The sequence below is a fragment of the Nocardioides sp. FY1077 genome (assembly GCF_058681775.1).
Genome location: NZ_JBZWDB010000001.1, coordinates 132,572 through 149,933 on the forward strand (window position 1 = coordinate 132,572; position 17,362 = coordinate 149,933).

Here is a 17,362-nt window from a genome sequence, read left to right on the forward strand (position 1 = left end):
TCCACCGGCCCGTCCACCGCCTGCGCGGTCGGCGCCCGCGTCGACCGGGCCCGCCCTATGCTGGCGGCATGCCGGGAGCGGCCTTCTTCGACCTCGACAAGACCATCATCGCCAAGTCGAGCGCCATGGCCTTCACCAAGCCCTTCCAGGCGGGCGGCCTGATCTCCCGGCGCGCCATCATGCGCACGGCCTACGGCCAGTTCGTCTACCTCACCGGCGGCGCCGACCACGAGCAGATGGAGAAGATGCGGCTGTTCATGTCGCAGCTGGTCGCCGGCTGGGACGTCGCCACGGTGCGCGAGATCGTGGCGGAGACGCTGCACACCATCGTCGACCCGCTGGTCTACGACGAGGCGGTGACCCTCATCGAGGAGCACCACGCCGCGGGCCGCGACGTCGTGATCGTCTCCACCTCCGGCAGCGAGGTGGTGGAGCCGATCGGCGCCATGCTCGGCGCCGACATCGTCATCGCCACCCGCCTCGAGGAGGTGGACGGCCGCTACACCGGCGACATCGCCTACTACGCCTACGCCGAGGAGAAGGCCGCCGCCATCCGGGCGCTGGCCGCCGAGCGCGGCTACGACCTCGACGCCAGCTGGGCCTACAGCGACTCGATCACCGACGTCAGCATGCTCGAGACGGTCGGCCACCCCCATGCGGTCAACCCCGACAAGGACCTGCGTCGCGTCGCCACCGCACGCGGCTGGCCGGTGCTGGTGTTCACCCGGCCGGTCGCGCTGCGCAGCCGCGTGCCCGGCGTCCGCTCGGCGCTGGCCACCCTCGCCGTCACCGGCCTGGTCGCGGTCGGCGGCGTGCTCTGGAGCGGGGCCCGCCGCCGGGCCGAGCGCCCCGGGGCCTGACCCCGGCCGGCCGTCCCCGGAACCCGTGGCTACCCGGCGGTAGGGGTTGTGTGCCAGGTCACAGCGGCGTACACATGGGGGCAGCACAACAGCACAGAGACGTACACGCGAACCGGGGTACCCACGCGGCGATCCACCCTTCTTATGGGCGCATGCCGCGGGACACGCTCCCGTTGCAGCAGATGAGATGCACGCCTGGTAGCCGGCGGTCTCGCGTGTCAGCGGTGGCGCTCGGGTGGAACGACAACCCGGGCGCCACCTGCATGTCCCCACCCGCCCGGGTCCAGCGGATCGGCCAGATCGGCCAGCAGGGCCGGCGCGGCCAGCACGGTCAGGCCGAGGCCCGACGCAGCGGGCTCGCCTCGGCGCCGGCGGCGAACGCCTCCGCGGCGTAGAGCGCCCAGGCGTGCACGCCCGACTCACCGCCCTCGCGGTAGGCGCGCAGGTTCGACTCGTAGGTCTCGCGCAGCGCCAGGTGACCGGCCTCGGGCACCACCAGCGACTTCTCGTCGACCCCGCGCGCCACCAGCACCAGCCGCTCCGCGGCCCGCGCCACGATGCCGTTGTGGGAGGCGAACGGCGCCGACGTGGCGAGGTCGGCGTGCACCAGGGCCGCCACCAGCAGGGCCGGGGCCTGCGTGGGCGCGGTCAGCACGGCCGCGAGCGCGCGCAGCCGGTCGGCGGCGTCGCCGTCACGGGGGCGGCCGAGCCGGTCGTCGGGCAGCGCGCCACCCGCGGCGAGCGCGTGGATGCGGGCCAGCGCCTGCAGCGGGGAGCGGCCCAGGGTCGGCGCCAGCGACAGCAGCTCGGTCGACACCCGCACGGCGGCGGCCGCCACGTCGTCGCCGGCGCCCTCGCGCACCTGCGCCAGGGTCGAGCCGGAGCCCTCCAGCACCGCGGAGGCGTGCGCCCCGCGCAGCAGCGACTCCCCGGTGGTCTCGGGCGAGGTACGGCGCAGGCCGCGGTCGCGCAGCATCACGTCGATGCCGTCGCGCACGGCGACGTACGCGCTCGGCACCCCCTCCAGCGAGGTCAGCCAGGCCAGCGGGTCGGCGGTCACGCGGCCGAGGCTATCGCCGCTGCCGGTCGGGGCGGATATCGTCGCCGGACCATGGCCGACTCCCCCTCCCCCGCAGCCGACGCCGGCCACACCCCCGACCCCACCCCGGACCCCACCCCGGGCCGCCCCGACCCGGCCCGCTCGTTCGGCGCCGTGGCGCAGGCCTACCACCGCGGCCGCCCGGGCTACCCCGCCGCGGCGGCGGCCTGGCTCACCGGCGAGGAGCCGGTGACCGTGCTCGAGGTCGGCGCCGGCACCGGCAAGCTCACCGAGCAGCTGGTGGCACTGGGCCACGAGGTGCTCGCCACCGACCCCGACGCCGCGATGCTGGCCCTGCTGGCCGAGCGGCTGCCCGACGTCCGCACCGCCGTGGCGCCCGCCGAGGAGCTGCCGCTGCCCGACGCCTGCGTCGACGTCGTGGTGTGCGCCCAGGCGTTCCACTGGCTCGACCCCGACCGGGCGCTGCCGGAGATCGCGCGGGTGCTGCGCCCCGGGGGCTACCTCGCGCTGGTGTGGAACGAGCGCGACGAGCGCATCCCGTGGGTGCGCCGTCTCGGCGGGCTCATCGAGAGCGGCGGGTCGAACGCCTCCGACAGCGCGCTGGTGCACTCCCCCCTCTTCGGCTTCGTCGAGGACGCCACCTTCCGCTCCCGGCAGACCCTCGACCGGCGCAGCGTGCAGGACCTCGCGCTCTCCCGCTCCCACGTCGCCGTGCTCGACGAGGCCGGGCGCGAGCGGGTGCGCGCCCAGGTGCTGGCGTTCTACGACGAGTACGGCCGCGGCATGGACGGCATGCAGCTGCCGTACGTCGTGCGCTGCTTCCGCGCCGTCGTGGTGGAGCAGGTCCGCGAGCCGGCTCCCGAGCCCGACCCGGCCACCCGGGGCGGCGACGACACCGACGACGCGGATCCCGCCGACGGCGCCCCGCTGGTCGTCACCACCGGCAGCCTTCCGGCCGTCACCGACATCACCAAGGCCCCCGACTCCGCCACCACGGTCGACGACGACACCGTGCTCCTCTTCGACTTCCGGTGACCGGCTCGTGAGGCTGCGCTGGCGACGCCACCTCGGCACGGAGGCCGACCGGACGACGTTCCGCACGCTGCACACCGCCTCGCTGGCCGGGCCGGCGCTGCGCGAGGGGCTCAACCGCACCAGCGCGGAGCGCAGCATCCGTCACCTGCACGCCCTGCTCGGCGCGCCGGCGGTGACCCTCACCGACTCCGCCGACCCGGCCGAGGTGCTGGCGTGGGAGGGCAGCGGGTCCCACCACCAGGCGCAGGTGCCGGCGCTGGTGGCCGACGCGGTGGAGCGCGGCACGACGCGGGTGCTCGACCGCGCCGACCTGCCGTGCGACCAGGCCGGCTGCCCGGTGCGGCACGCCGTGGTGAGCCCGCTGCTGGTCGAGGAGCGGGTGGTCGGCACGCTGGCGGCGTTCGCGCCGTACCCCACGGCCGGGCTGGCCCGCGCCACCGACGAGGTGGCCCGCTGGGTCTCGGGGCAGCTCGAGCTGGCCGAGCTCGACGCCTCCCGCACCCGCCTGATGGAGGCCGAGGTGCGCGCGCTGCGGGCCCAGATCAGCCCCCACTTCATCTACAACTCCCTCGGCGCGATCGCCAGCTTCGTGCGCACCGACCCCGACCGGGCCCGCGAGCTGCTGCTGGAGTTCGCCGACTTCACCCGCTACTCCTTCCGCCGCCACGGCGACTTCACGACGCTGGCCGAGGAGCTGCGCAGCGTGGAGCGCTACCTGCTGCTCGAGCAGGCCCGCTTCGGCGACCGGTTGCGCGTCACGCTGAGCATCGCCCCGGAGGTGCTGGGCGTGGCGCTGCCGTTCCTGTGCATCCAGCCGCTGGTCGAGAACGCCGTGCGCCACGGCCTGGAGTCGGCGGAGGGCGGCGGCCACATCCGCATCGTCGCCCTCGACCGGGGCCAGGAGTGCGTGATCGAGGTGGAGGACGACGGCGTCGGCGAGGACCCCGCCCGGGTGCGCCGGGCGCTGGCCGGCGACGCCAGCCTCGACTCCGTGGGCCTCGGCAACGTCGACGGGCGGCTGCGCGCGGTGTACGGCGACGACCACGGCCTGGTCGTCGAGACCGCGCCGGGCGCCGGCACGAAGGTCGTGGTGCGGGTGCCGAAGTTCGCCCCGGGGGTGCACACGTCGTGAGGGTCCTGGTGGTCGACGACGAGCGGCCCGCGCTCGACGAGCTGCGCTACCTCCTCGAGCGCGACGCGCGGATCAGCGAGGTGCTGACCCGGGACTCCGCGACCGCGGGGCTCAAGGTGCTGCAGGAGACCGAGGTCGACGCGCTCTTCCTCGACATCCAGATGCCCGGGCTCACCGGCCTCGAGCTCGCCCAGGTGCTCGCGCGCTTCCGCACCCCGCCGCCGATCGTGTTCGTCACCGCCCACGAGGCGCACGCCGTGGAGGCCTTCGACCTGCGCGCGGTCGACTACGTGCTCAAGCCGGTGCGCGCGGAGCGGCTGGCCGAGGCGGTGCGCCGCGTGGTGGAAGGCACCGAGCGCAGCGTCGTCGTGCCCGACCTGCAGGTGCCGGTGGAGCTCGGCGGGGTCACCCGCTTCGTGGCGCGCTCGGAGATCACCCACGTCGAGGCGCAGGGCGACTACGCCCGGCTGCACACCGCGACTGGCTCCCACCTCGTGCGCACCCCGCTGTCCACGCTGGAGGAGGAGTGGGCCGAGGCGGGCTTCGTGCGCATCCACCGCTCGCTGCTGGTGGCGCTGGCCCACGTCGCCGAGGTCCGCACCGACGCCGGGCGGTGCACCGTGCGGGTGGGCCCGGGCCCCGAGCTGGTGGTCAGCCGGCGCCACACCCGTGAGCTGCGCGACCTGCTGCTGCGCCGGGCCGGGTCGTGAGCGACACCCCGCCGCCACGGGTGCGGGTCACCGGCCCCACGCGACGCCGTACGCAGGTGGCGCCGCGGGAGGTGGCCGTCGACGACCGCCTCGGCGGGCTCTACCTGCGCTCGCTGCTGCGCGAGCAGCTGTGGCTGGCGCTGCGCACCCTCGCCCTGCTCGTGGTGACGCTGGGCTCGCTGCCGCTGCTGTTCCACCTCGTGCCGGGCCTCGGCGGCCACCGCTGGCTCGGGGTGCCGCTGTCGTGGCTGGTGCTCGGCGTCGCGGCGTACCCGTGGCTGGTGCTGCTGGGCTGGCGCTACGTGCGGCGCGCGGAGCGCAACGAGGAGGCGTTCAGCGACCTGGTGCGCGACGCGCCGCGCGCACCGGAGCCCCGGTGAGCGCGGCGCCCGGCATCGTCGCGATCGTCCTGGTCACCCTGGCGACGCTGGCGATCGGCACCTGGGGGCTGCGGTTCTCCCGCACCACCAGCGACTTCCTGGTGGCCTCGCGCACCGTGCGGCCGGGGCTCAACGCCTCCGCGATCGGCGGGGAGTACCTCTCGGCGGCCTCGTTCCTCGGCGTCGCCGGCCTGCTGCTCACCTTCGGCGCCGACATGCTCTGGTACCCGGTCGGCTGGACCGCGGGCTACCTCGTGCTGCTGGTGCTGGTGGCCGCGCCGCTGCGCCGCTCGGGCGCCTACACCCTCCCCGACTTCGCCGAGGCGCGGCTGGGCTCGCGGCGGGTGCGCTCGACGTGCTCGCTGCTGGTCGTGGTGATCGGCTGGCTCTACCTGCTGCCGCAGTTCCAGGGCGCCGGCCTCACGCTGACCTCCGCGGTGGGCGCCCCGGGCTGGCTCGGGCCGCTGATCGTCGGGGCGGTGGTGCTGGTCAACGTGTCGTCGGGCGGCATGCGCTCGATCACCTTCGTGCAGGCCTTCCAGTACTGGCTCAAGCTCACCGCCCTGCTGGTGCCCGCCGCCGTGCTGGTGGTGGTGTGGCTCGGTGACGGCCGACCCGGTCCCGGGCCGGCGCCGGCGGGCTCGGCGGCGTCGTTCCCCGACATCGTGTCGTGGTCGCAGCCCCTCGCCGAGGGCGGCGGGCAGGGCCTCTACGTCACCTACTCCCTGATCGTGGCCACCTTCCTCGGCACGATGGGCCTGCCCCACGTCGTCGTGCGCTTCTACACCAACCCCGACGGCCGCGCGGCCCGTCGTACGACGCTCGTGGTGCTGGTGCTGCTCAGCGCGTTCTACCTGCTGCCGCCCGTGTACGGAGCCCTGGGCCGTGCCTACGCCCCCGAGCTCGCCGCGGCCGGTCGCTCCGACGTGCTGGTGCTCGAGCTGCCGCGGCTGATGGTGCCCGGCCTCGGCGGCGACGTGCTGACCGGCATGGTCGTGGCCGGCGCGTTCGCGGCGTTCCTGTCGACGTCATCGGGGCTGTCGATCGCGGTGGCCGGCGTGCTCAGCCAGGACGTCACCGGCCGCAGCTGGGGCGGACGCCGGCTCGGCGGGGTCAGCGCGTTCCGCGCGGGCGCGGTGGTGGCGGTGACGGTGCCGTGCGGGATGGCGCTGGTCGGCCCCGAGGTGGGGGTCGCCTCCACCGTGGGGCTGGCCTTCGCCGTGGCGGCCTCCACGTTCTGCCCGCTGCTGGTGCTCGGCATCTGGTGGCCCGGGCTCACCGCCGCCGGCGCCGTGGCCGGGCTCGTCGTGGGCGGCCTCGGCTCCGGCACCGCCGCGATCGTCACGCTGGTCGCCGACGTCGGGCCCGGCTGGGGGGCGGTGCTCCTCGAGCAGCCTGCGGCGTGGTCGGTGCCGTTGGCGGTCGCGGTGATGGTCGGCGTCAGCCTGGCCACCCGGGCCCAGCGCCCGCCCCACGCCGCGCGCTTCCTCGTGCGCCTGCACACCCCCGAGACGCTGGGCCTCGACCGCGGCTGACCTGCGGGACGGGCCTCAGGCGGGGACGGCCGGGACGGCGGCGAGGGCGCGGGCGCGCTGGGCGACGAGCTCGACCAGCAGCGGGTGCGGACCGATCACGTCGGCGACCACGACGGCGCCGGCCTCGCGGCACTCCCGGGCGGCGCGGTCGGCGAAGAAGCCCGGCGAGAGCAGGTACGGCGACACCGTGTCGCCGGGGCGCACCACCTCGGCGGGCCGCCGTCCCAGCGCGCTGAGGGTGGCCACCTCCACGTCGTCGACGCCCCAGGCGGTGGCGAGCAGCTCGGCGGCGCGGGTGAGGTCGCGGGTGGCCAGCGGGTCGGACGAGCCGGCGGCCACCATCACCAGCCGGCCGGTGCCGGGCCGGGCGCCGGCGGCGACCAGGCGCTCCACCTGCGCCGCCGCCACGAGGCGGTGGGGACCGAACGGCCGGCCCAGCACGAGCGGCCCCCCGGCGGCGCGGGCCATCCGCGGCAGGTCCTGGCGCAGGTGGAACCCGGTCGACAGCAGCAGCGGCACCACGAGGGTGGGCGCGGCGGACGCGGCGACGACGTCCTCGAAGAGCGGCTCGCACAGCTCGACGTACGAGCAGACGGCCTCGGCGTCGAGCGCCTCGCCGGCGGCGCGGGTGAGCGCGCGCGCCACCTCGTTGCCCGACCCCTTGCGGGTGCCGTGGGCCACGGTCACCAGGCGCGCGTCCATGCCCCTCATGCTGCCACCCTCCCCCAGCGCGCCCGTGCGGTCAGCCGGCGACGGCGAGGCGGTAGCCGCGCTTGACGACGGTCTGCACGGCCTTGGTGCCGATGCCGGCGCGCAGGCGGGCCACCGCCATCTCGACGGCGTGCTCGGAGCCGGCGGTGCCACTGGGCAGCATCGCGAGCAGCGCCCGGCGGGAGACGACGTTGCCAGGGTTGGCCACCAGCGCCGCCAGCACCGCGGCGGGCGCCGGCGAGAGCCGCACCTCCACGCCGTCGAGCAGCACCTCGTCGCCGTGCAGCAGCAGCTGGCGCCCGCCGACGAGGTCCACGGCCAGGCCCGAGGAGCGCGAGGGCAGCTCGGTCTCGAGCTGCTTGACCATGGCCGCGAGCCGGGAGCGCTCGGGGAAGATCGTCGGCACGCCCCACATCTCGAACGCCGCCGAGGTGACCGGTCCGACGCAGGAGGCCACCACGTCGGCCTGGAACGCGCTGACCACCTCGTCGCGACGTCCCACGACGCCGGCGGCCTCCATCAGCGCGGCCACCGCCGGGGCGGAGGTGAAGGTGACGGCGTCGAGGGCACGGTCGGCGACGAGATCGACCATGCGGAACGTCGGGCCGGGGTCCTCGGCGGTCAGCACGCGGTAGACCGTCACCGTGGTGACGTCGGCACCTTGGCGGCGCAGCGCGTGGGCCACCATCGACAGCGACTGGCCGTGCTCCTGCACCACGATGCGTCGTCCGGTGAGGTCGCGCCCGCGCAGGTGCTCGAGCACGTCCTCGAAGCACTCCGACTCCGGCGCCCACAGCTCGCGCAGGCCGCGGCGGCGCAGCGCCCCCACGCTCTTGGGGCCTCGGGCGAGGATCTCGCCGGCGTCGAGCGCGGCCAGCAGGTCGTCGAGCAGGCCCCAGCCCTCGGCCGCGGCGAACCACGCCTTCATCCCGACGCCGGTGGTGGCCAGGAAGACGTCGACGGGTCGGGCCAGCACCTCGCGGGTGGCGGCGAGCAGCTGCTCGTCGTCCACCTGGTTGGGCTCCAGCGACAACGCGGGCGCCCACTCCGTGCGGGCCCCACGGCGCTCGAGCAGGGCGATCTGCTCCTCCACCTTGCGGGCGGCGGTCACCCCGATGCGGTAGCCCGCGAGCGGGCGCTGGTCGAGCACGGGCGCGACCGCCGGCGGCACGGTGGGGGCCACGGGGGTCTCGGGGGTCTCGGGTGTCACGGGCCCTCCCTCTGCGGTCCGACGAGCACGACGCCCCCCTCGACCACGACCTCGTACGTCGGCACCCGCACGGCCGCGTCGTCGAGGCACTGCCCGGTGCGCAGGTCGTAGGCCTGCTTGTGCAGCGGCGACGCGACGAACGGGACGTCTCCCCGGGTGCCGACGATGCCGCGGGAGAGCACCGATGCCTTCCCGAGAGGATCGTAGTTGCCCAGCGCGTGCACCTGGTCGTCGTGGGTGCGGAAGACCGCGACCGCGGCCCCCTCCACCAGCGCGGCGACACCGGTCTCGCGGTCGATGCGGTCCAGCTCGCAGACGGCGGTGAAGGTGCGCCGCTCCGCCTCGGGCGCGCTCACCGCTGCCCCCCGACCGGGATGGTGGCGCCCAGCAGGACGGGCCCGGTGCTGTCGGCCGGCGCCACCTGGCCCCGCTCGTCGCGGAACGTGATGTGGGGGTCGGGCACGTCGGGGGCGTTGACGAACGACACGAAGCGGGCCAGCTTGTCGGGGTCGTCGAGCACCTCCTTCCACTCGTCGGTGTAGCCGCCGACGTGGGTGGCCATGGCGGCCTCCAGCTCGGCGCCGAGGCCGAGGACGTCGTCGACCACCACCGCACGCACCCGCTCCAGGCCGCCGTCGAGGGAGTCGACCCACGGCGCGGTGCGCTGGAGCCGGTCGGCGGTGCGCACGTAGTACATGAGGTAGCGGTCGAGGTAGCGCACCAGCGTGTCGGTGTCGAGGTCGCCGACCAGCAGCCGGGCGTGCACCGGGGTGGCGCCACCGTTGCCGGCGACGTAGAGGTTCCACCCCTTCTCGGTGGCGATGACGCCGAAGTCCTTGGAGCGGGCCTCGGCGCACTCGCGGGCGCAGCCGCTCACGCCGCCCTTGATCTTGTGCGGCGAGCGCAGCCCGCGGTAGCGCTGCTCCAGCATGATGGCCAGCGACGTGGAGTCCTGGACGCCGTAGCGGCACCACGTGGAGCCCACGCACGACTTCACCGTGCGCAGCGACTTGCCGTAGGCGTGGCCCGACTCGAAGCCGGCGTCGACCAGGCGCCGCCAGATGGCCGGCAGCTCCTCCATCCGGGCCCCCATCAGGTCGATGCGCTGCCCACCGGTGATCTTGGTGTAGAGCCCGAAGTCGCGGGCCACCTCGCCGAGCACGATCAGTCCCTCGGGCGTCACCTCCCCGCCGGCGATGCGCGGCATCACCGAGTAGGTGCCGTTGCGCTGGATGTTGGCCAGGAACGCGTCGTTGGTGTCCTGCAGGGCGCGCCGGTCGCCGCCCAGCACGTGCTCACCGACCAGGCTGGCCAGGATCGAGGCGATCGCGGGCTTGCACACGTCGCAGCCGCGGCCGGTGCCGTGGGCCGCCACCACGTCGTCGAAGCGGGTGTGGCCGTGCACGGCGATGACCTCGAACAGCTCCTGGCGGGTCAGCGGGAAGTGCTCGCACAGGCTGCGGTCGACCACACGGCCCTGGGCTGCGAAGAAGTCCTCGACGACCTTCTCCACCACCGGCTTGCAGGAGCCGCAGGTCGCGCCGGCGCGGGTGCAGGCGGTGACGCACGACGCGCTGTCGCACGAGCCGCCGTCGGCCACGGCGGCCTCGATGTCGGCGCGGGAGACGTCGTTGCACGAGCACACCTGCGCCTCGGGCGGCAGCGTCACCTCCGCGCCGCCGCGGGAGGCGGGCAGGATCAGGTCCTCGGGGTTGTCGGGCAGCGCGATGCCGGGGTTGGTGGCCGTGGCGACCATCGGGCGCAGCACCCCGTAGGCGCTGGCGTCGCCGACCAGCACGCCGCCGAGCAGGCGCCGGCCGTCGTCGGAGACGACCAGCTTCTTGTAGACCCCCGCCACGGCGTCGGCGTACACGAGCTCGAGGGCGCCCTCGGTGGTGGCGAACGCGTCGCCGAACGACGCGACGTCGACGCCCATCAGCTTGAGCTTGGTGGACATGTCGGCGCCGGTGAACGTGCCGGGGCCGCCGAGCAGCGCGTCGACGACGACCTCGGCCATCGCGTAGCCGGGGGCCACCAGGCCGTACATCGTCCCGGCGGGCGCCGCGCACTCCCCGACCGCCCACACGTGGGGGTCGCTGGTGCGGCAGCGCTCGTCGACCAGCACCCCGCCGCGCGGGGCGACCTCGAGGCCGGCCGCCCGGGCCAGGGCGTCGCGGGGACGGATGCCGGCGGAGAAGACGACCACGTCGGCGGCCACCGGCTCGGCGTCGCGCAGGCCGAGCCCGACGACCCGACCGTCGGCGCCGAGCACCTCGGTGGTCATCGCGCCGGTGTGCACGTGCAGCCCGAGGCCCTCGACGTGGCGGGCCAGCGTCGCGCCGCCGGCGTCGTCGACCTGCACCGCCATCAGCCGCGGCGCCATCTCGACGACGTGGGTCTCCAGGCCCAGGCCCGCCAGCGCGTTGGCGGCCTCCAGGCCGAGCAGGCCGCCGCCGACCACCGCGCCGACCCGGGCGGAGCCGGCCGCCTCGCGGATGGCCTCGAGGTCCTCGATCGTGCGGTAGACGAACACGCCGTCGAGGTCGGTGCCGGGCACCGGCGGCACGAACGGCGCCGCGCCCGTGGCCAGCACCAGCTCGTCGTAGCCGAGCACCTCGCCGTCGGCGTCACCGCCGAGCAGCAGGGTGCGGGTGGTGGGGTCGAGGCCCTCGACGGTGGTGCCGAGCAGCAGCCGCACCCGCGGGTCGTCGTACTCCCCCGTCGGCAGCAGCGACAGCTCCTCGGCCCCGCGCTCGAAGAAGGAGGTGAGGGCCACGCGGTCGTAGGCGGCGCGGCGCTCCTCGCCGACGACGACCACGTCGTGGGTCTCGGTGAGGCCGCGCTCGATCGCGGCCTGCACGAACCGGTGTCCGACCATGCCGTGGCCGACGACGACCAGGGTCCTGCGCAGGTGAGGGCTCATCGGGGGGTTCCTTCCAAGGTGGTGCGGGGTCGGGTGGCGAGCAGCCGGCGGACGGCGGGGGCGCAGCCGCCGCAGCCGGTGGTGGCGCGGGTGGTGTCTCGCACCTGCTCCAGGGAGGTGCACGCCCGCACGGCGCCGGCGCTGACGCCGGCGCAGGCGCACACCTCGGCGTCGTCGGGCAGCGGGGCCGGCGGGGCGGTGCGCTCGCCGAGCAGCAGGGCGCCGGGCTCGGTGGGCGCCAGCACGGTGCCGCGGTCGTAGTGCTGGGTGATCAGGCCGATGCGCGACAGGTCGCCGACGAGGGTCGCGGCCACCACCACGCCGTCGCGCACGACGAGACGGCGGTGGGAGCCGACCACCGGGTTGGTCACCTCCACCACCTCGCCCTCGGCGTGCTCCGGGTCGCCGAGCACGGCGACGTCGAGGTCGGTGGCCCGCAGCCGGGCCACCGTGCGCGACCCGTCGTACGTCGGCACGGCGGCGGGGGCGGGGAGCAGCTCGGCGGCGAGCACCTGCGCCAGCACCTCGGCCTGCTCCCAGGCGGGCGCGACGAAGCCGGTGGTGCGCTCGCCGCGCTGGGCGCAGTCGCCGACGGCGTGCACGGCGGGGTCGCTGGTGGTCAGCCGCGCGTCGACCACCACCCCGCGGCGCACCGCGAGCCCGGCCGCGCGGGCCAGTGCGGTCGACGGCCGGCCGCCGGCGGTGAGCACGACCAGGTCGAGGTCCGCCAGCACGTGGCCGTTGTCGAGGCTCAGCCGGCGCCGCGGCCCGTCCGCGCTGAGCCGCACGGCCCGGGCGCCGGTGTAGACGCCGGCGCCGAGGCGGCGCAGGTCGCGGGCGAGGATCGCCCCGGCGGCGGGGCCGACCTGGCTGCGCAGCAGGTGCTCGCCGCCCTCCACGACCTCCACGGCCAGCCCGCGCACGCCCAGCGCCCGGGCCACCTGCAGGCCGAGCAGGCCGCCGCCCACCACCACGGCACGACGTGCGTCGGCCAGGGCGCGGGTGAGCCGCAGGGCGTCGTCGAGCCCGCGGAAGGCGTGCACGTGCTCGTCGAGGCGACCGTCCATGCCCACCAGGCCGCGGATCGGCGGCAGCGTGGGGATGGCGCCGGTGGCCAGCACCAAGTGGTCGTAGCCGACGCGCGAGCCGTCGACGAGCACGACCTCCCGGGCCGCTCGGTCGATCTCGGCGACGCGGGTGCCGCGGCGCAGGTCGATCCCCGCCTCGGCCCACCAGCCGGGGGCGCGCAGGCCGAGCGCCTCGACGCGGTGGGTGCCCTCGAGCAGCGCGGAGAGCAGGATCCGGTTGTAGGGGTCGTGCGCCTCGTCGCCGAGCACCGTGATCGAGCGGGCCGCCGCCGGCACCCGCGCCACCAGCCCCTCGACGAGCCGGGTCGCGGCCATGCCGGAGCCGACCACGACCACGCGTCCGGGCTGCCCGGGCTGCCCGGTCATCGGCGCACCGCCGCGGCGCAGGCCTTGAACTCCGGCATCCGGCTCGCCGGGTCGAGCGCGTCGTTGGTGAGCCGGTTGGCGCCGACCCAGTGGAACGGCACGAACACGGTGTCGGGCCGGATGCCCGCCACGACGCGGGCCGGCGCCCGCAGCTCGCCGCGCCGGGTGGAGAGACGGACGACGTCGCCGTCGACGGCGCCGACGCGGGCGGCCAGCAGCGGGTGCATCTCGACGAAGGGGCCGGTGTCGGGCAGGTCGCGCACCCGCCGGGTCTGCGCGCCCGACTGGTACTGCGCGAGCACCCGACCGGTCGTCAGGTGCAGCGGGTAGTCGGCGTCGGGCACCTCCGCGGGACCGCGGTGGTCCACGACCACGCAGCGGGCCCGGCCGTCGGGGGTCGCGAACCCCTCGGCGAACAGCCGCGGGGTGCCGGGGTGGGCCGGCTCGCCGTCGGCGGTCGCGGGACAGGGCCAGAAGACGCCGTGCTCGGCGCGGATGCGGTCGTAGGTGATGCCGGAGTAGTCGGCGCGCCCGCCCGACGAGGCCCGGCCCAGCTCGGCGAAGACCTCCTCGGCGTCGGTGGCGAACGGCACGGGCGAGCCCAGGCGCTCGGCGAGGTCGGCGAGCAGCGCCAGCTCGTCGCGCACGCCCTCGGGCGGGGCGACGGCGCGCTCGCGCAGCACCACCCGGCCCTCGAGGTTGGTCATCGTGCCGGTCTCCTCGGCCCACTGCGTCACCGGCAGCACGACGTCTGCGCGCGCGGCGGTCTCGGAGAGCACCAGGTCGACCACCACGAGCAGGTCGAGGGCGTCGAGGCGGGCGGTGACGTGGTCGGCGTTGGGCGCGGAGACGACGATGTTGGAGCCCACGACGAGCAGGCCGCGCGGCCCGCCCGGGGTGCCGAGGGCGTCGAGCAGCTCGGCTGCCGAGAGCCCGGGCCCGGGCAGCGACTCGGGCGCCACCCCCCACACCCGGGCCACGTGGGCGCGGGCCTCGGGGTCGTCGACGAGGCGGTAGCCGGGCAGCTGGTCGGCCTTCTGGCCGTGCTCGCGCCCGCCCTGTCCGTTGCCCTGGCCGGTCAGGCAGCCCCACCCGGCGTGGGCGCGACCGGGCAGGCCGAGGGCGAGGGCGACGTTGATCCAGGCCAGCACCGTGTCGGTGCCCTGGGCGTGCTGCTCGGCGCCGCGTGCGGTGAGCACGACCGCCGAACCGGCGCCGGCCAGCAGCGCCGCCAGCGCCCGCAGGTCGGCGGCCGGCACCCCGCTCACGCGCTCGACCCGCTCGGGCCACCACGCCGTCACCGAGCGACGCACGTCGTCGAAGCCGGTGGTGCGCGCGGCGACGTACTCCTCGTCGACCGCGCCCATCCCGTCGAGCAGGTGCAGCAGGCCCAGCGCGACGGCGAGGTCGGTGCCGGGCAGCGGCTGCAGGAAGATGTCGGCGCGCTCGGCGGTCGGCGTACGACGGGGGTCGAGCACGACCACCCGGCCGCCGCGCTCGCGCAGCCGGTCGAGGTGGCGCGCCGCCGGCGGCATCGTCTCGGCCAGGTTGGAGCCCACGAGCACCACCACGTCGGTGTGCTCGAGGTCGGCCAGCGGGAACGGCAGTCCCCGGTCGAGCCCCAGCGCGCGGTTGGCCGCCGTGGCCGCCGAGCTCATGCACCAGCGGCCGTTGTAGTCGATGCGGCTGGTGCCGAGCGCGACGCGGGCGAGCTTGCCGAGCTGGTAGGCCTTCTCGTTGGTGAGCCCGCCGCCGCCGAAGACCGCCACCGCGTCGGGACCGCTCTCGGCCTGCAGCGCCCGCATCCCGGTGGCCACCCGGTCGAGGGCCTCGTCCCAGGTCGCCGGTCGCAGCTCGCCGTCGGCGGTGTCGCGCACCAGCGGGGTGGTCAGGCGCTCGCGGTGGCCGCGCAGCCCCGTCGCCGTCCAGCCCTTGCGGCACAGCGCGCCCTCGTTGACCGGGTGCGCCCACGGCTGCACCTGCAGCAGCCGTCCGGTGCGCTCCAGGGTCATCCCGCACTGCAGCGAGCAGTACGGGCAGTGGGTGCGGGTGCCGGCGGGGCCGGACCGGGCGTCGGAGTCGGTCGGGCTCACGTCAGATGCCCGCCCCGGCCATGGTGCGCGGCTTCGCGGCGGCGGCGGCCGAGGGACGGCGCAGGTAGACCGACCACACCACCACGGCGCAGACGACGTAGAACGCGGTGAACACCACGAACGCGCCCTTGGTGGCCGACAGCGGGTCCTCGACCCAGGGCGAGCTGAACGCGATCGGGATGAGGAAGCCGCCGAGCGCGCCCACCGCGCCGATCACGCCGATCGCGGCGGAGGCCTGCTTGGTGGCCGACAGCAGGGCGGCGGTGCGCTCGGGGGTGCCGGCGGGGCTGGTGCGCTCGGCCTCGGTGCGCCAGATGGCCGGGATCATCTTGTACGTCGAGCCGTTGCCGATGCCGGTGGCGGCGAAGACGCAGAGGAAGAACCCGAGGAACCAGGGGAAGAGCGACCGGTTGTCGGTGGCGATCGCCGGGTCCTGGGCGGGGTTGGCGGTGAGCCGGGTCAGCGTCCAGATGACCGCCAGGGTGAACACGATCATCGCGCTGAACGCCCCCAGGGTGACCCGCGCGCCGCCGAACCGGTCGGCCAGCCAGCCGCCGAACGGGCGGGTGGCGGAGCCGACCAGCGCGCCGAGGAAGGCGTAGTAGGCGAAGTAGACGCCGGTGCCGAGAGGGGCGGGGTCGGCCACCCAGAAGTTCAGCTTGATCAGCAGCGGCATCGCCGCGGAGTAGCCGATGAACGACCCGAACGTGCCGATGTAGAGGAACGCCATGATCCAGGTGTGCGGGGTCCGCACGACCTGCAGCTGCTCGCGCGGCGTGGAGACCGCCGTGCCGAGGTTGTCCATCCAGCGCCACGCCGCGAACGTCGCCACGACGGCCAGTCCGGCGTACACCCAGGCGGCCCGCTCCAGGTCGATGCCGCCCTCGGCGGCCTTGACCAGGCCGAAGATGCCCGCGCCGCCGACGATGACGGGCAGGAACAGCTGGATCAGCGCCACGCCGAGGTTGCCGCCGGCGGCGTTGAGCCCGAGCGCGGCGCCCTTCTTCGAGGCAGGGTAGAAGAAGTTGATGTTGGCCATCGAGCTGGCGAAGTTGCCGCCGCCGAAGCCGGCGGTCGCGGCGATGACGCAGAAGGCCCAGTACGGCGTGCTGGGCTCCTGCACGGCGTAGGCGAACAGCAGCGTCGGCACCAGCAGCATCGCCGCGCTGACCATCGTCCAGTTGCGCCCGCCGAACTTCGGCACCGCGAAGGTGTAGGGCAGCCGCAGCAGCGAGCCGACCAGGTTGGGCAGCGCCACCAGGAGGAACAGCTGCTGGGGGCTGAAGGCGAAGCCCTGGGCCACCAGGAACGCCGAGCTGACGCTCCAGATCAGCCACACCGAGAAGCCGAGGTGCTCGGCGAAGATCGACCAGAGCAGGTTGCGCCGCGCCACCTGACGCCCGCCGCCCTCCCAGAACTCGGGGTCCTCCGGACGCCAGTCGTCGATCCAGCGGCCGGTACGACGGGCCGTGGCGGGCGGGGCGACGGCGGCGCCGCCGGGCGGGTCGGTGGTCATCGTCATCGCGTGGCTCCTGGGGACTTGTGCTCGTCGGTGCCACCGAGACTCGGCGGCGGAGGTTTCCCCCGCCCCGCCGTCGCCGTCTCCCCGGCGTCAACTTGTCCTCACGACCTCACGGGCCTCACGGGCTCACGCCGCGGACGCCGTCGCCGCCCCGACCTCGGCCCGCCCTCGCCCCGTCCGGCGCCGTTCGCCGTGCCCGACCGACCGCTCGTCGCCCCGCTGGACCCGTTCGGCGACGACCCCGGCGCCGGGCCTGCCGCGTGAGCCGGGTCACTCCTACGGTGACCGCGATCACACCTGCGGCCACGCGGCCGCCACCCGCACGAGAAGGGACACCGCCGTGGCCACCCACGATGACCAGCCCGGGGCGACGCCGCCGGACCGGGCGCACACCGCCCCCCGGCACGACCCGGTCTACGACCGCCTGCACGACTCCGCCGACTTCGCCGCCCTGCGCAAGGCCTACCGGGGGTTCGTGATCCCGGCGACCGGCGCGTTCCTGGCCTGGTACCTGCTCTACATCCTCATGTCGAACTACGCCGGCGGCTTCATGAACACCAAGCTCGTCGGCAACATCAACGTCGCCCTGGTCTTCGGGCTGCTGCAGTTCGTCACCACCTTCGGCCTGGCCTTCGCCTACGCCCGCTACTCCGAGTCGCGCCTCGACCCGCTGGCACGCCGGCTCAACGACGACTACGACGCCACCGTGGCCGGCAACGACGGGAAGAGGCACTGAC

General features: G+C 75.4%; 15 protein-coding genes. 7 read left to right on the forward strand and 8 right to left on the reverse strand.

The features are described from left to right. Positions 1 to 68: 68 nt before the first annotated feature. Complete coding sequence (locus AC4OR8_RS00690; protein WP_492163646.1) at positions 69 to 860, forward strand: HAD family hydrolase; 792 nt, start codon at positions 69 to 71, stop codon at positions 858 to 860. Between the two features lie 331 nt (positions 861 to 1,191). Here AC4OR8_RS00690 and AC4OR8_RS00695 read toward each other — a convergent pair whose 3' ends face one another. Continuing rightward, positions 1,192 to 1,920, reverse strand: a complete 729-nt coding sequence (locus AC4OR8_RS00695; RefSeq protein WP_492163647.1) for a Fic family protein — start codon at positions 1,918 to 1,920, stop codon at positions 1,192 to 1,194. 51 nt (positions 1,921 to 1,971) lie between these two features. On the opposite strand from AC4OR8_RS00695, the gene AC4OR8_RS00700 reads away from it, so the two are divergent. From AC4OR8_RS00700 to AC4OR8_RS00720, 5 genes are read left to right on the forward strand one after another with little or no spacing between them, the layout of a single operon-like run. Continuing rightward, positions 1,972 to 2,955 (forward strand): class I SAM-dependent methyltransferase, encoded by a 984-nt coding sequence (locus tag AC4OR8_RS00700; RefSeq protein ID WP_492163648.1) that lies wholly within the window; start codon positions 1,972 to 1,974, stop codon positions 2,953 to 2,955. 7 nt (positions 2,956 to 2,962) lie between these two features. Next, complete coding sequence (locus AC4OR8_RS00705; protein WP_492163649.1) at positions 2,963 to 4,087, forward strand: sensor histidine kinase; 1,125 nt, start codon at positions 2,963 to 2,965, stop codon at positions 4,085 to 4,087. Further along, positions 4,084 to 4,797 (forward strand): LytR/AlgR family response regulator transcription factor, encoded by a 714-nt coding sequence (locus AC4OR8_RS00710; protein WP_492163650.1) that lies wholly within the window; start codon positions 4,084 to 4,086, stop codon positions 4,795 to 4,797. The genes AC4OR8_RS00705 and AC4OR8_RS00710 overlap by 4 nt, the downstream gene beginning before the upstream one ends. Then, positions 4,794 to 5,177, forward strand: a complete 384-nt coding sequence (locus AC4OR8_RS00715) for a hypothetical protein (RefSeq protein WP_492163651.1) — start codon at positions 4,794 to 4,796, stop codon at positions 5,175 to 5,177. Before AC4OR8_RS00710 ends, AC4OR8_RS00715 begins: the two co-directional genes overlap by 4 nt. Then, complete coding sequence (locus AC4OR8_RS00720) at positions 5,174 to 6,712, forward strand: sodium/solute symporter (protein WP_492163652.1); 1,539 nt, start codon at positions 5,174 to 5,176, stop codon at positions 6,710 to 6,712. The genes AC4OR8_RS00715 and AC4OR8_RS00720 overlap by 4 nt, the downstream gene beginning before the upstream one ends. Positions 6,713 to 6,727: 15 nt before the next feature. On the opposite strand, the gene AC4OR8_RS00725 is transcribed toward AC4OR8_RS00720, so the two are convergent. The 7 genes from AC4OR8_RS00725 to AC4OR8_RS00755 are packed head-to-tail and all read right to left on the reverse strand — an operon-like array spanning position 6,728 to position 16,625. After that, complete coding sequence (locus AC4OR8_RS00725; protein ID WP_492163653.1) at positions 6,728 to 7,423, reverse strand: sirohydrochlorin chelatase; 696 nt, start codon at positions 7,421 to 7,423, stop codon at positions 6,728 to 6,730. A 31-nt stretch (positions 7,424 to 7,454) separates the two neighbouring features. Next, the gene (locus AC4OR8_RS00730; protein ID WP_492163654.1) at positions 7,455 to 8,633 is read right to left on the reverse strand and encodes a uroporphyrinogen-III synthase; all 1,179 of its coding nucleotides are present in this window, start codon (positions 8,631 to 8,633) and stop codon (positions 7,455 to 7,457) included. After that, a complete protein-coding gene (nirD, locus tag AC4OR8_RS00735) occupies positions 8,630 to 8,989 on the reverse strand; it encodes a nitrite reductase small subunit NirD (RefSeq protein WP_492163655.1) in 360 nt (119 codons plus the stop codon). Before nirD ends, AC4OR8_RS00730 begins: the two co-directional genes overlap by 4 nt. Then, positions 8,986 to 11,556 (reverse strand): nitrite reductase large subunit NirB, encoded by a 2,571-nt coding sequence (nirB, locus tag AC4OR8_RS00740; RefSeq protein ID WP_492163656.1) that lies wholly within the window; start codon positions 11,554 to 11,556, stop codon positions 8,986 to 8,988. Before nirB ends, nirD begins: the two co-directional genes overlap by 4 nt. Beyond that, on the reverse strand, positions 11,553 to 13,010 hold the full coding sequence (locus AC4OR8_RS00745; RefSeq protein WP_492163657.1) for an FAD-dependent oxidoreductase: 1,458 nt from the start codon (positions 13,008 to 13,010) through the stop codon (positions 11,553 to 11,555). Before AC4OR8_RS00745 ends, nirB begins: the two co-directional genes overlap by 4 nt. After that, on the reverse strand, positions 13,007 to 15,103 hold the full coding sequence (locus tag AC4OR8_RS00750; protein ID WP_492163658.1) for a molybdopterin oxidoreductase family protein: 2,097 nt from the start codon (positions 15,101 to 15,103) through the stop codon (positions 13,007 to 13,009). Before AC4OR8_RS00750 ends, AC4OR8_RS00745 begins: the two co-directional genes overlap by 4 nt. Before the next feature lies 1 nt (position 15,104). After that, positions 15,105 to 16,625 (reverse strand): MFS transporter, encoded by a 1,521-nt coding sequence (locus AC4OR8_RS00755; RefSeq protein WP_492163659.1) that lies wholly within the window; start codon positions 16,623 to 16,625, stop codon positions 15,105 to 15,107. A 340-nt stretch (positions 16,626 to 16,965) separates the two neighbouring features. Here AC4OR8_RS00755 and AC4OR8_RS00760 point away from each other — a divergent pair, with 340 nt between their 5' ends. Continuing rightward, the gene (locus tag AC4OR8_RS00760) at positions 16,966 to 17,361 is read left to right on the forward strand and encodes a DUF485 domain-containing protein (RefSeq protein ID WP_492163660.1); all 396 of its coding nucleotides are present in this window, start codon (positions 16,966 to 16,968) and stop codon (positions 17,359 to 17,361) included. Position 17,362 lies beyond the last annotated feature (1 nt).